The sequence below is a fragment of the Methylotuvimicrobium buryatense 5G genome (assembly GCF_000341735.1).
GTDB lineage: Bacteria > Pseudomonadota > Gammaproteobacteria > Methylococcales > Methylomonadaceae > Methylotuvimicrobium > Methylotuvimicrobium buryatense.
In genome coordinates this window covers 2,726,664-2,744,260 of sequence record NZ_KB455575.1, presented here as the reverse complement: position 1 = coordinate 2,744,260, position 17,597 = coordinate 2,726,664, and the positions used below count along the sequence as shown (strand labels likewise).

16 protein-coding genes are annotated in these 17,597 nt (G+C 49.3%); 7 read left to right on the top strand and 9 right to left on the bottom strand.

Annotation, left to right across the window (positions count from 1 at the left end):
- The first annotated feature begins 26 nt into the window (after nucleotides 1-26).
- From METBU_RS0112300 to METBU_RS0112275, 6 genes are all read left to right on the top strand, one after another.
- Nucleotides 27-2,147, top strand: a complete 2,121-nt coding sequence (locus METBU_RS0112300; RefSeq protein ID WP_017840914.1) for an HAD family hydrolase — start codon at nucleotides 27-29, stop codon at nucleotides 2,145-2,147.
- An 18-nt stretch (nucleotides 2,148-2,165) separates the two neighbouring features.
- Nucleotides 2,166-3,014 (top strand): HAD-IIB family hydrolase, encoded by an 849-nt coding sequence (locus tag METBU_RS0112295; RefSeq protein WP_017840913.1) that lies wholly within the window; start codon nucleotides 2,166-2,168, stop codon nucleotides 3,012-3,014.
- Nucleotides 3,007-3,894, top strand: a complete 888-nt coding sequence (locus METBU_RS0112290) for a PfkB family carbohydrate kinase (RefSeq protein ID WP_017840912.1) — start codon at nucleotides 3,007-3,009, stop codon at nucleotides 3,892-3,894. The genes METBU_RS0112295 and METBU_RS0112290 overlap by 8 nt, the downstream gene beginning before the upstream one ends.
- A 251-nt stretch (nucleotides 3,895-4,145) precedes the next feature.
- Complete coding sequence (locus tag METBU_RS0112285) at nucleotides 4,146-6,101, top strand: alpha-amylase family glycosyl hydrolase (RefSeq protein WP_017840911.1); 1,956 nt, start codon at nucleotides 4,146-4,148, stop codon at nucleotides 6,099-6,101.
- 657 nt (nucleotides 6,102-6,758) lie between these two features.
- On the top strand, nucleotides 6,759-7,421 hold the full coding sequence (locus tag METBU_RS0112280) for an ABC transporter ATP-binding protein (RefSeq protein ID WP_017840910.1): 663 nt from the start codon (nucleotides 6,759-6,761) through the stop codon (nucleotides 7,419-7,421).
- Entirely contained in the window at nucleotides 7,408-8,202 is a 795-nt protein-coding gene (locus tag METBU_RS0112275; protein ID WP_017840909.1) for an ABC transporter permease, read from the top strand. The genes METBU_RS0112280 and METBU_RS0112275 overlap by 14 nt, the downstream gene beginning before the upstream one ends.
- Nucleotides 8,203-8,272: 70 nt before the next feature.
- On the opposite strand, the gene METBU_RS0112270 is transcribed toward METBU_RS0112275, so the two are convergent.
- Nucleotides 8,273-8,716, bottom strand: coding sequence for a YtoQ family protein (locus METBU_RS0112270; RefSeq protein WP_017840908.1), 444 nt, complete (start codon nucleotides 8,714-8,716; stop codon nucleotides 8,273-8,275).
- A 393-nt stretch (nucleotides 8,717-9,109) separates the two neighbouring features.
- On the opposite strand from METBU_RS0112270, the gene METBU_RS0112260 reads away from it, so the two are divergent.
- A complete protein-coding gene (locus METBU_RS0112260) occupies nucleotides 9,110-9,439 on the top strand; it encodes a DUF1820 family protein (RefSeq protein WP_017840906.1) in 330 nt (109 codons plus the stop codon).
- A gap of 599 nt (nucleotides 9,440-10,038) precedes the next feature.
- Here the strand turns inward: METBU_RS0112260 and METBU_RS0112255 are convergent.
- From METBU_RS0112255 to hisG, 8 genes are all read right to left on the bottom strand, one after another.
- On the bottom strand, nucleotides 10,039-10,416 hold the full coding sequence (locus tag METBU_RS0112255) for a ClpXP protease specificity-enhancing factor (protein WP_017840905.1): 378 nt from the start codon (nucleotides 10,414-10,416) through the stop codon (nucleotides 10,039-10,041).
- Nucleotides 10,413-11,018: a glutathione S-transferase N-terminal domain-containing protein gene (locus tag METBU_RS0112250; RefSeq protein ID WP_083877712.1), complete on the bottom strand. Its 606-nt coding sequence runs from the start codon at nucleotides 11,016-11,018 to the stop codon at nucleotides 10,413-10,415. The genes METBU_RS0112255 and METBU_RS0112250 overlap by 4 nt, the downstream gene beginning before the upstream one ends.
- Before the next feature lie 163 nt (nucleotides 11,019-11,181).
- Nucleotides 11,182-11,904: a cytochrome c1 gene (locus METBU_RS0112245; RefSeq protein WP_017840903.1), complete on the bottom strand. Its 723-nt coding sequence runs from the start codon at nucleotides 11,902-11,904 to the stop codon at nucleotides 11,182-11,184.
- 2 nt (nucleotides 11,905-11,906) lie between these two features.
- Entirely contained in the window at nucleotides 11,907-13,295 is a 1,389-nt protein-coding gene (locus METBU_RS0112240; RefSeq protein ID WP_017840902.1) for a cytochrome b, read from the bottom strand.
- Nucleotides 13,292-13,891 (bottom strand): ubiquinol-cytochrome c reductase iron-sulfur subunit, encoded by a 600-nt coding sequence (gene petA / locus METBU_RS0112235; protein ID WP_017840901.1) that lies wholly within the window; start codon nucleotides 13,889-13,891, stop codon nucleotides 13,292-13,294. The genes METBU_RS0112240 and petA overlap by 4 nt, the downstream gene beginning before the upstream one ends.
- Before the next feature lie 351 nt (nucleotides 13,892-14,242).
- Entirely contained in the window at nucleotides 14,243-15,340 is a 1,098-nt protein-coding gene (gene hisC / locus METBU_RS0112230; protein ID WP_017840900.1) for a histidinol-phosphate transaminase, read from the bottom strand.
- A 310-nt stretch (nucleotides 15,341-15,650) separates the two neighbouring features.
- A complete protein-coding gene (hisD, locus tag METBU_RS0112220; protein ID WP_017840899.1) occupies nucleotides 15,651-16,958 on the bottom strand; it encodes a histidinol dehydrogenase in 1,308 nt (435 codons plus the stop codon).
- A 4-nt stretch (nucleotides 16,959-16,962) separates the two neighbouring features.
- Nucleotides 16,963-17,589, bottom strand: a complete 627-nt coding sequence (gene hisG, locus METBU_RS0112215; protein WP_017840898.1) for an ATP phosphoribosyltransferase — start codon at nucleotides 17,587-17,589, stop codon at nucleotides 16,963-16,965.
- Nucleotides 17,590-17,597 lie beyond the last annotated feature (8 nt).

Below are 17,597 nucleotides of genomic sequence, written 5' to 3'. Positions count from 1 at the left end.
TATATCCAGCTGAAGTGAGTACGATCATGACAAGCAAAAAGGTTGAGCACTACATTCTTTTGATCAGTGTTCATGGTCTAATACGCGGACGAAATTTAGAACTGGGCCGCGATGCCGATACCGGCGGTCAGACCAAGTATGTCGTTGATTTAGCGAGGGCTTTGGCGTGTCAACCTTCGGTAGGTCGGATTGATTTAGCGACCCGTTTAATTGATGATCCCGATGTCGATGCCGATTACCGCGAAGCGCTTGAGCCGCTGGATAAAAACGCGCAAATCGTCCGAATACCGGCCGGCCCCGAAGGCTATATCAAAAAGGAAGAGCTTTGGGATTATCTCGATATTTTCGCCGACAACTTATTGGAGTGGTTGCGTCTGCAGCCGCGCATGCCTGATGTGATTCATAGCCATTATGCCGACGCCGGCTATATTGGCGTACGGTTGTCGCTTTTGACCGGTATCCCATTGGTGCATACAGGACATTCTCTGGGCAGAGACAAGCTCGGTCGTTTGCTTGCAATGGGCTTATCGAGTGATTTGATCGAGCAGCGTTATCATATTTCCAAAAGAATTAGCGCTGAAGAGGATGTGCTGGCCAATGCCGAATTGGTCGTGACCAGCACCCGCAACGAAATTGCCGAGCAATACGAACTCTATGATTATTATCAGCCGGATCGAATGGTCGTGATTCCGCCGGGTACCGATCTGGAGCAATTCTATCCTGCTGAAAACAAAATAAAAATAGCTTTCGCCAAAACGCTGGAGTCTTTTTTGACCCACCCTAAAAAACCGATGATTCTGGCGTTGTCGCGTCCTGACGAACGCAAAAACATTGTTTCGTTGATACAGGCCTACGGTGAATCCCCCGAATTGCAGAAATTGGCGAATTTAGTGATCGTGGCCGGTAATCGCGACGACATCCGCGAAATGGACGAAGGCGCGCAAGCGGTGTTGACTGAAATTCTGTTGTTGACCGATTACTATGATTTATATGGCCGTATCGCGATTCCAAAGCACCATAAACAGGAAGAAGTTCCGGATATTTACCGTTTGGCCGCACAATCGAAAGGCGTTTTCGTCAATCCGGCCTTGACCGAACCCTTCGGCTTGACGCTGCTGGAGGCGGCGGCATGCGGATTGCCGCTGGTCGCGACCGAAAACGGCGGGCCGGTCGATATTATCGGTGCTTGCCATAACGGTATTTTGGTCGACCCGCTGGATAGCGGCGAGATAGCGAGAGCATTGCTGGAAGTTTTGAACAGCCCGAAAAAATGGGAAAAATTTTCCGAAAAAGGCCTTAAAAATGTTCGGAAATTGTATTCCTGGGATGCCCATGCGCAAAAGTATCTTGAAACGATACGGCCTTTATTGGAGCATCATCCGGAGTTTCCGAAAATACCGCGCGTGCGAGGCGATTTGAGTTATCGCGACCGTGCCGTTTTTTCCGATATCGATCAAAGTTTATTGGGCAGTCCCGATGGCTTGAAAGCGTTCGCCGCTTATTTGGCCGAGAATCGAAAAAAAGTTTTTTTCGGTGTCGCGACCGGCCGAAGACTCGATTCGGCCATAGCGATTTTAAAGAGAAACGGCCTGCCGACACCGGATGTTTTAATCACCAGCTTGGGTACCGAAATTGTCTATTCGCCGCAGATGACGCCGGACAGCGCCTGGGCAAGGCATATCGATTATCATTGGAATCCCAAGGCGATACGACGCATCATCGGCGATTTGCCCGGGTTGACTTTGCAGTCCAAAAGCGAGCAAAGTCGCTTCAAGATTTCCTATCATTACGATGCCGAGCAAGCACCGACGGTGGAAGAAATTCAAACGCTGTTGCGTCAGGAAGAGCAGGCGGTCAATGTGTATTTATCTTTCGGTCAGTTTTTCGACATCGTTCCGGTGCGGGCTTCGAAAGGTTTGGCTTTGCGCTATTTCGCTCAGCAGTGGAGGTTGTCGTTGGAGCGGATTCTGGTTGCCGGGGGGTCCGGTGCCGATGAAGATATGATGCAGGGCAATACGCTAGCGGTCGTCGTCGCCAATCGGCATCGCGAGGAATTGTCGGGTTTGCGCGAGCCTGAGAGGATTTATTTTGCGGCGCAACCCTTTGCACTCGGTATCATCGAGGCAATAGAACATTATGATTTTTAAGTGACTGAGAGCAGAATTATGACTGATCGGCTTTTGCTTTGTACCGACCTCGATCGAACCTTATTGCCGAACGGCAATGTGCCGGAATCGGCGATGGCGAGGGTTTATTTCAAGGCCTTGGCGCGGCATCCCGGATGTACGCTGGCATATGTGACCGGCAGGCATCAAGCCTTGGTGCAGCAAGCGATAGCCGAGTACGATTTGCCTTTGCCGGATTACGTGATCGGCGATGTTGGCACGACGATTTACCAAGTCGTCGATCATGAATGGCAAGAATGGTCGCAATGGCGTCATGAAATCGCGCCGGATTGGGCCGGATTCGAACATGCCGAGTTGCATCGTTTGTTCAGCGAGCTGTCCGAATTGACGCTACAAGAAAGCACGAAGCAGAATCGTTTCAAACTCAGTTATTATGTTTCGGAGTCGATCGATCCGGAGCCTTTGTTAATCGAAATGAGAAAACGCTTGGCGTCGCACTCGGTTCGAGCGGCACTCGTCTACAGTGTCGATGAAACTACGCACACTGGATTGTTGGATGTTTTGCCGGCGTGCGCGACCAAGTTTCATGCGGTCGAATTTTTAATGAAACAACTCGGATTCGATTTGGATAACACGGTTTTCGCCGGCGATAGCGGTAACGATCTTCCGGTGTTAACCAGCCCAATAAACTCGGTGTTGGTCGCCAATGCGACCGACGAGGTACGCAAGCAGGCGCTGCAGTTGGCTCGAGAGCAATCGACCGAACGGTCGTTGTATTTGGCCGAAGGCGATTATCTCGGCATGAACGGTAATTACAGTGCCGGTATTTTAGAAGGCGTTGTGCATTATTTACCCGAAATCAAATACTGGATCATTAGCGATGAATAACAATCCGATCACTATTTTCGGCGAGGTTCTGTTCGATCATTTTCCCGACGGCAGCCGTGTGCTCGGCGGCGCTCCGTTCAATGTCGCCTGGCATTTGCAGGCCTTTTGTCAAGCCCCGCATTTCATCAGTCGGATCGGCCAGGATGCGACCGGAGACTCGGTCATGGCTGCGATGCATAAATGGGGCATGGATTTGTCGGGTTTGCAACGGGATATCCGGCATCCGACCGGTGTCGTCGATATCGTCATCGAGCAGGGCGAGCCCGCCTATACGATCGTGCCGGAACAAGCCTACGATTATATCGATGCGGCCGAGTTTCAAGAAACGCAACATCCCGGTTTGCTTTATCACGGCACGCTGGCCTTGCGTCAGCCGGTTTCGAGGTCGACCTTGGGCGCTCTAAAAGACGCGCACAAGGGGCGTGTATTCATGGATGTCAATTTACGCGAACCTTGGTGGCAAAAAGACCAGGTACTCGAATGGCTCGGTCAAGCCGATTGGGTTAAGCTAAATCATCATGAATTGGCGGCGCTTTACACGGTCTCCGGCGATCTTGAGGCCGATATGCAGCGATTTGTCGAGCTTTACCGACTGCAAGGTTTGATTGTCACGAGCGGCAAGCAAGGCGCGTTTGCAATTGATCGTCACGGTGTATCGTGCCGGGTGACGCCGGGCGAGATCGCCCAAGTCATCGATACGGTCGGTGCCGGCGATGCGTTCGCGTCGGTGATGCTGCTCGGGCTCAATCTCGATTGGCCGCTGCAAATGACGATGGAGCGTGCGCAAGCGTTTGCATCGGCCATGGTCACCCAACGAGGCGCGACGGTTAGGGATCATGTCTTTTATCAGCCTTTCATTGAGGCTTGGGATCTAGATTAAGCTATCTATTTCTTTGTAGTTACCGGGCTTAGGATTTCGCGAAAAATAACTTCCTGGTGCTATTAGCATTGTCGAGGGTTCGGTTACTCGCCTGACAGGACGCCGTGAATACGTTCTTGTAGGCTTGACGGCGCCGACACCTGTCAATCGAGCAGCCGAACCCTACAGGAAATAGGGACGTTATTTATGACCAAATCCTTAGCTTCTCCGCTGCCGGGTTATGACCCATCACATTTACTTCAATTAGAATTATGTACGAGCAAATTTCACATTCCTTATTAAATGAAATTTTGGATGATCTCAAACCGGAAATCCGCCGGCAGGATCTACGGCATTTTTATACCCGTCTCGGCGCGAATTTTTATGCGATTCACAATTTGTTTCATCATCTGTACGGTCGCCGCGACGATTTCAAGGAACAAATGCTCAAGTTGGTCGAAACCTTGGCCCGGCAATATATACAGCGGCCGGATGAGTTGGAAAAACTCGATATCGCGCGGGAAAACGATCATAACTGGTTTTTGAATCAAAAATGGGTCGGCATGGCTTTGTACAGTGCCGGATTTGCCGACGATTTAGCCGGAGTGGCGGATAATACGTCTTATTTCCAAGAGCTTGGCGTCAATTTGGTGCATATCATGCCGATTCTCGAATGTCCGACCGGCAAAAGCGACGGCGGTTATGCGGTCAGTGATTTTAGGCAGATCGATAGCCGTGTCGGTACATTAGAGGATTTGCAGCGGGTTTCAAGCGAGTTCAGAAAGCGCGATATTCTGTTGACCTTGGACGTGGTGTTGAATCACACCTCAGACGAGCATGAATGGGCGCAGCGGGCGAGGGGAGGGGAGCAAAAATACCAAGATTATTATTACATCTTCGACGACCGTGAAATTCCTGATATGTTCGAGCAAAGCATGCCGGAAATTTTTCCGGAAACCGCTCCGGGAAATTTTACTTGGGACGAGACCCTGCAGAAGTGGGTGATGACTGTCTTCAATGATTATCAATGGGATCTCAATTACAGTAATCCTTCGGTATTTATCGAAATGCTCGATGTGATTCTCTTTTGGATTAACCAAGGTGCTGATATCATCCGGCTCGATGCGGTTGCCTTTATTTGGAAGAAGATGGGTACGAGCTGCCAAAACGAGCGTGAAGCGCATCTGTTGCTGCAATTGATGAAGGACTGTTGCCAAGTCACCGCGCCGGGATCCCTATTCATTGCCGAAGCGATTGTCGCGCCGGTCGAGATTACTAAATATTTCGGTGAGGACGCGATTATCGCCAAGGAATGCGAAATCGCCTATAACGCCACGCTGATGGCATTGCTGTGGGATGCCTTGGCGACACGCAACAGCAAGTTGTTGTACCAGGGGCTAAAAAGCCTGCCTGATAAATTGGAGCGGGCGACTTGGTTGAATTATGTGCGTTGTCATGACGATATCGGGCTAGGTTTCGATGATAACGATGTGCGGCATGTCGGTTACGATCCGGTCGCGCATCGTCGTTTTCTGGTCGATTTCTATACCGGGGCGTATGAAGATTCGATTGCGAGCGGCGTGCCGTTCATGCGTAACGACAAAACCGGCGATGCGAGGATTGCCGGGTCGCTGGCTTCGCTTGCCGGCCTTGAAACGGCTATTCAGTCCGATGACGAGTATGCGATCGATATCGCATTGAACAAGATCATCTTGATGCATAGCGTTATATTTTCATTCGGCGGTCTTCCGCTGCTGTATTATGGTGATGAGATAGCGACCTTCAATGACCACAGCTATCTCGATCAACCCGATAAGGCCAACGATAGCCGCTGGATTCACCGGCCCAAGATCGACTGGGAACGGGCCGAGCAACGCAAAAAACAAGGCACGGTCGAGCATGCGGTGTTCAGCGCATTGAAAAAAATGATCGCGATTCGCAAGGAAACCACGGCATTTGCCGATTTCAATAATCGACAGTTGATCGATTGCGAAAACCCGCATATTTTTTCATTTATCCGTTACGATCATAACCGGCCTTCGGAGCAAGTGCTGGTGATTTGTAATTTCAGCGAGCAAGCGCAGCGCATCGATATGGAAAAATTCAATGCGGCAGGGTTTAGAATTCACGGACAAGTCAGCGATTTGTTCACCGGCAAACGGCCGACGGAATTCGATCAACAACTGGTCATTCAGCCGTGCCGCTTTTATTGGTTGACTGAGTATTGAGTGGAAAATAGTGAGCAGTGAATGGTGAATAGGGGGATTTTTGTTCGGGCGTTTGTTCCTTTAAATCATTAACCTAAAAAGAGCAGTTGAGAGCTTCAAACTACCGTTCGGCCTGAGCCCTGTCGAAGGGTGAACGGTAGTTTGAGGCTTCACCAATCCGGTGTAAGTGTTGTAGGCCCTTCATGCTTCGACTTGGCTCAGCACGAACGGTCTACAACACTTACCAACTACTCTTTTTAGGATTAAGGAATATGCACAAAATAACTTCTACAAGTAGTAGGCTTTGTGGCGGTTCGGTAACTCGCTTGACAGGACGCCGTGAATACGTCCGTGTAGGCTTGACGGCGGCTATCCCTGCCGCCGACACCTGTCAATCGAGCCACCGAGTCCCAGCAATTCCCAATTTGGGGATCAAAAAGGGTTTGGGGTGTGCTTGGCGAGGATGTCGGCAGCAGGGCAGATTTTTGCTCCTGCAAAATCTGCATTCACGCCATCCTTGGCGTTCGAGCTGCCGCCAAGCCCCATGGATGGGTTTACGGCGTTCCTCGACAGGCATACCCCACACCCTAAGATCGGCGAAAAGGCTCAAACTGGGAATTGCTGACCGAACCCCCTTCCAACAGTTGTCTAACTTATTTCATGCTCGTTCCTAACTCAATGAGTCCAATTATTCGATTCGATCAAGTATCGGTAGCGGTTCGAGAAAAAGTCATTCTGTCCAATATTAGTTTTGCCCTGTTCCCCGGCGAAAAAGTTGTTTTATGCGGTAAGTCGGGGTCCGGTAAAAGTAGCGTGTTAAGAACTTTTATCGGGCTTCATGCCGTCGCAGCCGGCGACGTCTATTTTCAGCAAATGCAATTGACTGCTGCATCGGTCCATTCGATTCGAAACGCGACGGCTTATATCGGCCAAGAACCGGTGCTCGGCGCCGAGACGGTGCGTGAAGCTTTATTATTACCTTTTCAATTTAAAGCCCATCGGAATCAAAGGCCTTCGGATGCACGACTTATTGAGGTATTGAATCGGTTGCATCTGACTGCCGATATTTTAAATCAAAAAAGCAGCCATATTTCCGGTGGCGAAAAACAACGGATTGCATTGGCGCGAGGCTTGCTGCTAGGTAAAAGCTTGTATTTGTTGGATGAGATTACCAGTGCATTGGATGCGGAAAGCAAACAAGCCGTATTCGATGTGTTTTCCGACTCTCAATTAACGGTGCTTTCGGTCGCTCACGATAAGGAGTGGTTGGTGCGCTGCGATCGTATTTTAGAACTGGAAGCGGGCCGGTTGGTTGGGGAAAGGACACATGGAAACGCTTGATATCGAATTGCCGCGAATGACGCTGCTATACGGCCTTTGTCTGCTGCCTTGGCTGTTGCTGCGAATGCTTGGCTTGCTGCTGAGCCGGGATATCGGCATTAGCGTTTTACGGATGAGCGTGCAGTTGGCCTTGGTCGGGTTTTATTTGAAATGGTTGTTCGAGCTCAACAATCCTTGGTTCAATGGCTTATGGATACTGATGATGCTGCTGGTCGCCGATTTTAGTATTTTGCGGCGGGCAGGCCTCAAGGCTCGTTATTTCGCCTTGGCGACGTTTATCGCGATTGCTTTCAGTATTCTGTTTTCTACGGCCTTCTTGGTGCTTTGGGTGATACGGCCGGCACTTTTTTACGATGCGCGTTACATAGTGCCATTGTCAGGCATGATTCTTGGTAACTGCTTACAGGGTAACGTGATCGCATTAGAGCGATTTTATTCGTCATTAAGCAAGAACGAGAATGAGTACGCGACCTTTCTGATGTTAGGCGCAACGCGGATAGAGGCTGTCCGGACATACTTCCGGGATGCGATAAAAGCTGCGATCAATCCGACGATAGCCGGCATGGCGACGATGGGACTGGTTTCTTTGCCCGGCATGATGACCGGGCAAATTCTCGGCGGTAGCGAGCCCTGGGTGGCGGTAAAATATCAAATCGCTATTATGATCTGTATTTTTACCAGCACCACGCTCGCGACGATTATCAATTTGAAGCTCAGCTTGAATAGTGCATTTAATGATTTCGATGTGTTGCGGGACGAGGTGATTGATAAGCAGTCTTGACTTTTAGCTGAAGAGTTACGGTCGAAGGATGGCGTTGGATTGCGTAAAGTACGCAATCCAACGCATCTTATTACTGTTGTGAGATGTATTTAAGAATTTCGATGACTTGAAGGGAATCTTGTGTAACGGCAAGGGCGGCCGCGTCGATTTCTTTCAGAGCATGGGTCTGTTCGGGATCATGCATCACGACGATAGGAATGCCCATGCCTATCGCAAGTCCTGCATCGAATGCGGTTTCCCATTGTTTGTATTTTTCCCCGAAACGGACGACGACAAGGTCGGCTTGACCGAGGTAATGATTATTGCGTAGCGCGTTGATCTTGGCGCTTTTGTGATCGCGCCAGAAATTATTTTCTTCAGGTCCCAGGATTTCAGAGCCGATATTTTCGCTAATGTTCAGATCGGTAATCGGTCCGAGTACTTCGATATCCAGATCGTTGTTCTCGATGCCTTGAAGGATTTGGTCGCGCCAATCGGTATGCGTTTCGCCGGATAAATAAATTGTATAAGCCATAGGGTTACCTTCTTTTTGTCGTGTAGGAGCGTTCGATTAATAAACAACTGGCTTTTTTGAATGATGCTGATAGATCGCTAGGAATATGCACAAAATAACTTCTACAAGTAGTAGGCTTTACGGCGGTTCGGTGACTCGCTTGACAGGACGCCGTGAATACGTCCATGTAGGCTTGACGGCGGAATCTGATTGCCATGGATGGCATGAATGCAGATTTTGCAGGAGCAAAAATCTGCCTTGCCGCCGACACCTGTCAATCGAGCCGCCGAATCCCCCTTCCAACAGTTGTCGAAGTTATTTCATGCTCGTTCCTTAGCAAAAATGTTAAAGCCATGGTTTCGCGTTAGAATGACGAACCATAAACGTTTATTTTAATGTAGGCAAGTATATTCAATGTCAGAAAAACTTATTTATAAAGTCGTGTTTGTCAATCAGGATCAAGTTTATGAGATATATGCTAAAAACGTATACCAAGGAGATCTTTACGGTTTCATCGTCGTCGAGGACTTTGTGTTTGGCGAAAAAAGCGCGATTGTGATCGATCCTGCAGAGGAGAGGCTGAGAGTGGAATTCGAGGGTGTTAATCGCTCATTTATTCCTATGCACGAAATTATCAGAATCGATCAAGTCAAAAAGCGGGGGGAGGCTAAGATCATTGCGCAAACGGACTTCGGGAAGTCCTCGGGAAAAGTTTCGTCGCTATATTCACCGGATAAAAAATAACCCTAAAAAGAGCAGTTGGTAAGTGTTGTAGACCGTTCGTGCTGAGCCAAGTCGAAGCATGAAGGGTCTACAACACTTACACCGGATTGGTGAAGCCTCAAACTACCGTTCACCCTTCGACAGGGCTCAGGGCGAACGGTAGTTTGAAGCTCTCAACTGCTCTTTTTAGGATAACAGCTCGAATTTGGAAAAGCGGCTAAGTCTTCCGCCTGATTACCAGGTGGAAGAGACTATCAGAGTCTGTTTTACTCTCTTTTGATTGAAAAACCGTCTAAGAATAAAAGGTATGGGATGTGTCTATCGAGGACCGCCGTGAACCTATCCATGGGGGCTTGACGGCAGCAATCGAACGCCAAGGATGGCGTGAATGCAGATTTTGCATGGAGCAAAAATCTGCCCTGCTGCCGACATCCTCGCTAGCCACACCCCATACCTTCATAAAGTTAACCATTTTTTGAGTATAAAGGGAGTAGCAAGCAATGCTGACCATGAATATAATTAAGAAAAGCGAGTCAATAAGCTGAATCTTCATGTTGCTTATCGTCTATTTCGAATACTTGAGCTGACTACTGTTAAGCTTCGATTGTCGAGGGCTTTTACTATTTAACAACGCGCAATTGCGGGCGAGCCGGTTTTTTTTCCGGTGGCGGTTCATCATCGCCTGAGTCTTCCTCGCGGTCGAAAATCATCCCTTTGCCGTTTTCCTTAGCGTAAATCGCCATCACCGCTTTGATCGGCACGAGAATATGCATGGGTTTGCCGCTGAAACGGGCATTGAATTCTATGTCTTCATTCCCCAGGGTAAGTCCTTGTATTGCCGGCGGATTAATGTTGAGTACGATTCTGCCGTCCTCGACAAAATTACCTGGCAAAACCGTGCCTTCGTACTCTGCATCGACTAATAAGTGCGGGGTCAGCTCGTTGTCTAAGATCCATTCATAGATCGAGCGGATTAAGTAGGGTTTTAAGGATGTCATTTCGGGATGTCGTTCATTTCTTTTTCGGCACTACTCAAGCTAGCGGCGAAAGCCGGCCTGCGGAATAAACGATTGGCGTAGTTTTTTAATCCTTCGCCGGTCGTTGCGGTTTCAATGCCGAGAATAGGTAGGCGCCATAAAAGCGGGGCCATTACGCAATCGATTAATGAAAATTCGTCGCTCATGAAAAAAGGGCGAGCTTCGAATACCGGGGCTGCAGAAAGCAGGCTTTCCTTGAGGAGCTTCTTGGCGCGAGCCGATTTTTTTTCGCCGGAATGAATGATTTCATTCATCAGTTCGTACCAATCTTGGTCGATACGTCTAATGATCATTCGGGCATTGGCTCTGGATACGGGGTCCATTTGATGGAGTGGGGGATGCGGGAAACGCTCATCCAGGTACTCCATTATGATGCGCGCGTCATAGAGGACCAGTCCGCGCTCTAGCAACGTTGGCGAAGTTCCGGTCGGATTAAACTCTAATAAGTCCTCGGGCGGTTGATTGATGTCATAATATTCTATGTCCGCCGCAATGGCTTTCTCATGAAGAACCAATCGGGCGCCGTGGCTCATCGCGCATGTCGGTGATGAAAAAAGAGTCATAGCGGATTTACGAGTTGTTGGTTGTGCCACGAATCATAACCTCATTAGGATACACGGTGTCTAAAGAGGCGATTATATCATGAAAAATTCGACATTTTATTCGCTTGTATCCGTATGAAGGTAGATGATACGGGTAAAACGTCCCTGTTTTACGAATGAGGGGTTAATGAATGTCCTTCCAGTACTCTCGTTTCAATAAATAGGCAAGTATGAAAATCATGAAAATGAAAAACAAAACATATTTTCCCATGCTTCGCCGTTCCAGTTGTCCGGGCTCTCCGACATAAACGAGGAAATTGACCAGGTCGTTAATCATGCGGTCGAAGTCTTGTTCCGGAAGTTGTCCGGGGATTTCGGTAACTAGTTTGTCAATGACTTGCTGGCCGCCGACTTTTTTGAATACCGGTTTTTGCTCACCTTGCAATTGCCATAAAACGTTCGGCATGCCAACATCCGGGAAAACGACATTATTGACGCCGAGAGGCTTGGTTGAGTCGGAATAAAAGCCTTTCAAATAACTGTAAAGCCAATCCGGTCCGCGTGACCGTGAAATCAGTGATAAGTCGGGCGGCATGATGCCGAACCATTTTTCGGCGTCATGGGCGTTCATTGCTGAATTCATCTTATCGTAGATATTGGCGCCTTCCGGCGCGATATCTTTCAGTACTTTATCTTTTTCAATATCAAAGTCGAGCGCTATCCTGAGATAACGAATGTGTTTCGCGGAATGGCATCCTAAACAATAAGTCACAAAATGTTTTGCGCCGCGTTGTAACGAATCTTTGTCGCTAAGGTCGAAGTCGGCGCGTTGAAGCTCGACACCGCCTCCGGCGAAAACGCCGAAAGGCAGCGACAACAGTATCAAGGTATTGAGTAGTCTTTTCATAATTAATCCAAGCTGCCTTTAATTTTTTTTAAAAAACGGATGCTAACAGCGGACAACCCTTGGTAATTGAGTTTTCTGCTGAATAAGCCGGATTTACCCTCGGTTTTTATCGTGACCTCATTGAAAGTTTCAACGAAATCCGGTATTCGATCCTCAAGGCTGGGTTGTTCTGTTAGGCGGTCCGGTACAGGCTTGGTTTTTTCCCAGCGGGTGTAGATCGGCATCAGTAAGAAAAAGCCGAAATAAACCGCCGTCAAAACGCGTGCGACAGCGGTAGCACCAGGCGTTGCGGGTTGTGTGCCCAGATAGCCTAGGCCGATAAAGCTGATTACGAAAAGTAGGAGCGCTTTTTTATAGATACCGCCGCGATAACGGATTGAGCGTACTTTGCTGCGATCAAGCCACGGCAGAAGGAACAGCACGACTATGGAGCCGCCCATCGCAATGACGCCGGCGAATTTATCCGGAACCGCGCGCAAGATCGCGTAGAAGGGGGTGAAGTACCAGACCGGAGCGATATGTTCCGGTGTTTTCAATGGGTCTGCCGGGATGAAGTTGGCGTGTTCGAGGAAGAAGCCACCCATTTCGGGCATATAGAAAATAACGACCGCGAAAAAGAACATAAAGACCGCGAAGCCGACCAGATCCTTGACAGTGTAGTAAGGGTGGAATGGAATGCCGTCCAGAGGTATGCCGTTGGCATCCTTATTTTTTTTGATATCGATGCCGTCCGGGTTGTTCGAGCCGACTTCGTGTAACGCGATGATATGCAGCAATACCAGCAATACCAGCACCAAAGGGACTGCGATGACGTGAAAGGCAAAGAATCGGTTCAAAGTTGCATCGGATACTACATAATCACCCCTGATCCACAATGACAGTTCTTCTCCGACGACAGGGATGGCGCTGAATAGCGAAATGATGACCTGAGCCCCCCAGTAGGACATTTGTCCCCAAGGAAGCAAATAGCCCATGAACGCCTCAGCCATCAAAGCGACAAACAGCAGCATGCCGAAAATCCAGATCAGTTCTCGAGGCTGTTTAAAAGAACCGTATAGTAAGCCTCTGAACATATGTAGATAGATCACGATGAAAAAAGCCGAAGCACCGGTCGAGTGCATGTAACGGATCAACCAGCCCCAATTAACCTCGCGCATGATGTATTCGACCGAATCGAAGGCCAATTTGGCGTCCGGTTTGTAGTTCATCGTCAGCAGAATGCCGGTAACGAATTGATTGACCAATACTAGCAAGGCAAGCGAGCCGAAAAAATACCAAAAGTTAAAATTCTTGGGCGCATAATAATGCGCCATGTGTTCGTTCCAGAACTTTGTTAGCGGAAAACGATCCAGTATCCAGTTGCCACAATCAGTCCAGCGATTCGTTTTCATGCGCTTGTCTCCACGGTGTCTTCACCAATGATGATTTGGGTATCGGTAATATATCGATAAGGTGGAATTTCAAGGTTGGTCGGAGCCGGAACGCCGCGGTAAACCCGGCCGGCCAGATCGAACCATGAGCCGTGGCAAGGGCAGAAAAAACCGCCTTTCCAATCGGGCCCCAGGTCGGCCGGTGCGATTTCAGGTCGGAAGGTGGGCGAACAGCCCAGATGCGTGCATAAGCCGATTGCAACAAAAATTTCCTGTTTCAATGCGCGAGTGGAATTTTTGGTGTACACCGGTTGTATGGATTCTGACGACTGTGGGTCTCTGAGTTGATCGTCCAGTGTTTTCAATGTTTCCAGAACCTCCGGAGTGCGGTTAAGCAGCCAAACCGGTTTGCCGCGCCAAGCTACGCGGATCAGCTGTCCCGGTTCCATTTTACTGATATCGACGGTGACCGGTGCGCCTGCTGCCATGGCTTTTGTGCTGGGTTGCATTTGCGCGAGAAAGGGAACCGCAATATAGCCGGTACCGACAGCACCGACCACGGTCAACGCCGAGGTTAGAAACTGTCGCTTGGATTTATCGACGCCTTCAATATTCATTTATTGCACTCCTGGTAAAGGCTGAGCCTCGTAGACTTGATTTTTATAGTTTTTGACATGGCAATATACCATTATAGTTAGCCGAATTTGAAGCAGTTATAACGGTTGATGAACTCGCTTTTCGAGTTTTTCAACCGCTTTCTTTGTATGAGCAGTGTTTATGCATCTTATCTTGTTTAAGGCTTTGTATTTAAATCCTTGAAATCAAGTATACCCGTCGTAGATCAAAATTCGGCGCCTGGGTGTCCGCTAAAGGACGCCGTGAATACGTATATGTAGGCAAAGCCTTTATCGGACACCCAGGCGCCTCCTCTGGCACTGCCGAAATTTGAAGTGCAAAAGGTATATTTGTCACGAAACCCTTAGTTGTTCGGAGCTTGACGATAACGCTTGTAAAAAGGCGTCATTTTCATCGGGCGTTCCGATCGTGACGCGTAGGCAATCCCGTAAGAGGCCGCCTTGAGGCGACAGGTTTTTGATTAAGATACCTTTACTCTTGAGTATTTCGAAGAGCGCTACGGCTTTATCGGGCTGCGTTCTAAATAGAATGAAGTTAGCTTCGCTCGGGTAGGTGTCGAGGCCATCGATTAAACGTAGTTCATGCAATACCCGGCTTCTTTCACTTCGAATTTGTGAGGTTTGTTGCTTGAATAAGTCGCTGTTGTTCAGCGCGAATTCGGCCGTTATTTGAGTCAATGTATTGATGTTGTAAGGCAGTCTGATTTTGTTTAATTCACCGATAATAGCGGCTTCTCCGATTATGTAGCCAAGACGAAGTCCGGCCAAACCGAGTTTCGAGAGAGTGCGCATCACTAGCAAGTTACTATATTCGCCGAGTACGTCGATAAAGCTTTGATCGGTGAATGGCGCATAGGCTTCGTCAACAATGACCAGTCCCGGTGCGGCGTCGATGATTTTTCTAATAGAAGTTTCGCTGAACAGGTTGCCGGTGGGGTTATTCGGGTAGGCCAGAAAAATAAGTGAAGGCTGGTGTTTGTCGATTGCCTCTAGCATGGCCGGCAAGTCCAGGTCGAAATCACTGGATTGTAGCGGAATGTCGATATAATCGAGCCCAAGGCACCTGCTCAGTTGCCGATACATTACGAAGCCCGGCGATGGCGATAGTACTTTTGCGTGTGTCGGCAAGGCCATTAGTAATAATTGTATGATTTCGTCCGAGCCATTGCCGAGCAGTATCTCTAAGTCCCCGGAAATACCATCGATTTTTTTCAGGGTAGCGCTTAGCCTTCGTGCTTCGGGGTCCGGGTAGCGATTGATTTCGGCCTCTTTGATAACGTCGAGCCATTCTTTTATGACCGGTTCCGGCCAGCGATAAGGATTTTCCATTGCGTCGAGTTTGATCAGTCCGCCGGCATCGGCGACTTTATAGGCCGATAGATCCAGCACTTCTTTACGGAAAATAGAGCTAATAAAATGAGATTGTGGCATGAGTTGGGTCAACGGTATTCAGGGTGATGGCTGGGGCTTGTCGCGGTTAATCGATAAAAGAATCAGGGCAATGTCGATCTAACGGATTGCTCCGGATTATTATATGAATCCGGGGGATCTATACCTTCCATGCTTCAAATTTCGGCATTACCTAAGAAGGCGCCGGGGTGCTCGATCCCTCACCTAACGCTAGGTGAGGGGGTCGGCATGGATGCTGTCATAGAGCCTACATGGAGGTATTCACGGCGTCCTTTGACGGTCCTCGGCGCCGAATTTTGATCTACGGGGTCTATGTGACAATTCCGAGCCGTTACGATTTGATTCTATATTCCGCCGATCGAGCATGCGCGGTTAAACTTTCTCCGCGAGCTAAAATCGAGGCGGTTTTGCCTAGCGTATCGGCGCCGGCTTCCGAACAATTGATTAGACTCGAGCGTTTTTGGAAGTCGTAGACGCCGAGCGGCGATGAAAACTTTGCCGTGCCGGATGTCGGTAATACATGATTAGGTCCCGCGCAATAATCGCCTAAGGCTTCTGCGGTATAGCGGCCCATGAAAATAGCGCCGGCATTGCGGATTTTCGCACACAGCGAGTCTGGATCGGCAACCGAAAGTTCGAGATGTTCCGGTGCGATACGATTGGCGATTTCGGCGGCTTCATCGAGGTTGGCGGTCTTGATGAGTGCGCCACGGCCGGACAGTGAGGCTTTAATGACTTCTGCGCGTTCCATTTCAGGCAATAATTTTAAGATGCTGCGCTCGACGGCGTCTAAATAATCGGCGCTGTCGGATAATAAGATCGATTGCGCATTTTCGTCGTGTTCGGCTTGTGAAAACAAGTCCATCGCGATCCAGTCCGGGTCCGTATGGCCGTCGCAAATGATTAATATCTCAGACGGTCCCGCGATCATGTCGATGCCGACTTGACCGAATACCATTTTTTTCGCAGTAGCAACATAGATATTGCCGGGGCCGACGATCTTGCAGACGGCTGGGACGGTTTCGGTGCCGTATGCGAGCGCTGCGACCGCTTGCGCGCCGCCTATTGAAAAAGCCCGGTCGACGCCGGCCAGATAAGCTGCCGCCAATACTAACTGATTGATTTCGCCTTGAGGCGTCGGCACGACCATGATTAATTCAGGAACGCCGGCAACTTTAGCCGGTATCGCATTCATCAGCACCGAGGACGGATAAGCGGCTTTGCCGCCCGGAACATATAGGCCGACTCGGTCCAGCGGGGTGATTTTTTGACCGAGTAGCGTGCCGTCTTCCTCGCTGAATTGCCAGGATGTCATGGTTTGTTTTTCGGCATAAGCACGAATTCGCCGTGCGGCGGTATCGAGGGCTTCGGCTTGAGCACTTGGTAGGTTGTCCCAGGCGGCTTTAAGCGATTCTTTGCTGATTTCCAGATCGTTCGCTGTCTGAATGCTGCGTCGGTCGAAGCGGTTCGTGTAATCGATGACGGCCTGATCGCCCGATTTTTTGACGGCGGCAATGATGTCTAAGACCTGCTTTTGAATCTCGAAGTCGTCTTGTTCGTTCCAATCCAGCAGGGATTTCAGTCGGCGTTCGAAATCCGAGTCGACGGTATCGAGACGGTTGATTGAAAAATCGGTCATGAAGTCACCTCTTAGCCAAAGTTTTTTCGAATTGGTCGATCAGCGATTGAATGGCATGATGTTTCATTTTCATTGCAGCTTTATTGACGACTAGTCTCGAGCTGATGTTCATTATCAAGTCGCGCGGCTCGAGTCCGTTGGCTTTTAGAGTGTTGCCGGTATCGACCAAGTCGACGATGCAGTCGGCGAGACCGACCAATGGCGCAAGTTCCATCGAGCCGTAAAGTTTGATGATGTCGGCCTGTATGCCCAACTCCGCGAAATATTTCTTGGCGGTTTTGACATACTTAGTCGCAACGCGCACGCGGCGGGTAATATCCGGCGCGTCTTTATGGGCCGCTGTCATCAGACGGCAGGTTGCAATATTCAAGTCTAATGGCTCGTAAAGGCTTTCTGCACCGTGTTCGAGCAGGACATCCTTGCCGGCGATACCCATGTCGGCTGCGCCGTATTCGACAAAGGTCGGGACATCGGTGGCACGAATGATGACTAATTGCACATCGTCACGGGTCGTTTGTAAAATTAATTTGCGGCTGGTTTTCGGGTCGTCGACCGGGCGGATGCCGGCCTCTTCCAGTAAGGGTAGTGCTTCTTCGTAGATTCGGCCTTTCGATACGGCGATTGTTAACATGTTGAAAC

What these genes read in the sequence shown, in the direction of transcription:
- METBU_RS0112290 (WP_017840912.1), top strand. Translation starts at nt 3,007, where the DNA reads ATGAATAACAATCCGATCACTATTTTCGGCGAGGTTCTGTTCGATCAT.
- hisD (WP_017840899.1), bottom strand. Translation starts at nt 16,958, where the DNA reads ATGACCGATTTTTCAATCAACCGTCTCGATACCGTCGACTCGGATTTC.
- METBU_RS0112240 (WP_017840902.1), bottom strand. Translation starts at nt 13,295, where the DNA reads ATGAAAACGAATCGCTGGACTGATTGTGGCAACTGGATACTGGATCGT.
- METBU_RS0112275 (WP_017840909.1), top strand. Translation starts at nt 7,408, where the DNA reads ATGGAAACGCTTGATATCGAATTGCCGCGAATGACGCTGCTATACGGC.
- METBU_RS0112260 (WP_017840906.1), top strand. Translation starts at nt 9,110, where the DNA reads ATGTCAGAAAAACTTATTTATAAAGTCGTGTTTGTCAATCAGGATCAA.
- petA (WP_017840901.1), bottom strand. Translation starts at nt 13,891, where the DNA reads ATGAATATTGAAGGCGTCGATAAATCCAAGCGACAGTTTCTAACCTCG.
- hisC (WP_017840900.1), bottom strand. Translation starts at nt 15,340, where the DNA reads ATGCCACAATCTCATTTTATTAGCTCTATTTTCCGTAAAGAAGTGCTG.
- METBU_RS0112250 (WP_083877712.1), bottom strand. Translation starts at nt 11,018, where the DNA reads ATGACTCTTTTTTCATCACCGACATGCGCGATGAGCCACGGCGCCCGA.
- hisG (WP_017840898.1), bottom strand. Translation starts at nt 17,589, where the DNA reads ATGTTAACAATCGCCGTATCGAAAGGCCGAATCTACGAAGAAGCACTA.
- METBU_RS0112285 (WP_017840911.1), top strand. Translation starts at nt 4,146, where the DNA reads ATGTACGAGCAAATTTCACATTCCTTATTAAATGAAATTTTGGATGAT.
- METBU_RS0112270 (WP_017840908.1), bottom strand. Translation starts at nt 8,716, where the DNA reads ATGGCTTATACAATTTATTTATCCGGCGAAACGCATACCGATTGGCGC.
- METBU_RS0112295 (WP_017840913.1), top strand. Translation starts at nt 2,166, where the DNA reads ATGACTGATCGGCTTTTGCTTTGTACCGACCTCGATCGAACCTTATTG.
- METBU_RS0112255 (WP_017840905.1), bottom strand. Translation starts at nt 10,416, where the DNA reads ATGACATCCTTAAAACCCTACTTAATCCGCTCGATCTATGAATGGATC.
- METBU_RS0112280 (WP_017840910.1), top strand. Translation starts at nt 6,759, where the DNA reads ATGAGTCCAATTATTCGATTCGATCAAGTATCGGTAGCGGTTCGAGAA.
- METBU_RS0112245 (WP_017840903.1), bottom strand. Translation starts at nt 11,904, where the DNA reads ATGAAAAGACTACTCAATACCTTGATACTGTTGTCGCTGCCTTTCGGC.
- METBU_RS0112300 (WP_017840914.1), top strand. Translation starts at nt 27, where the DNA reads ATGACAAGCAAAAAGGTTGAGCACTACATTCTTTTGATCAGTGTTCAT.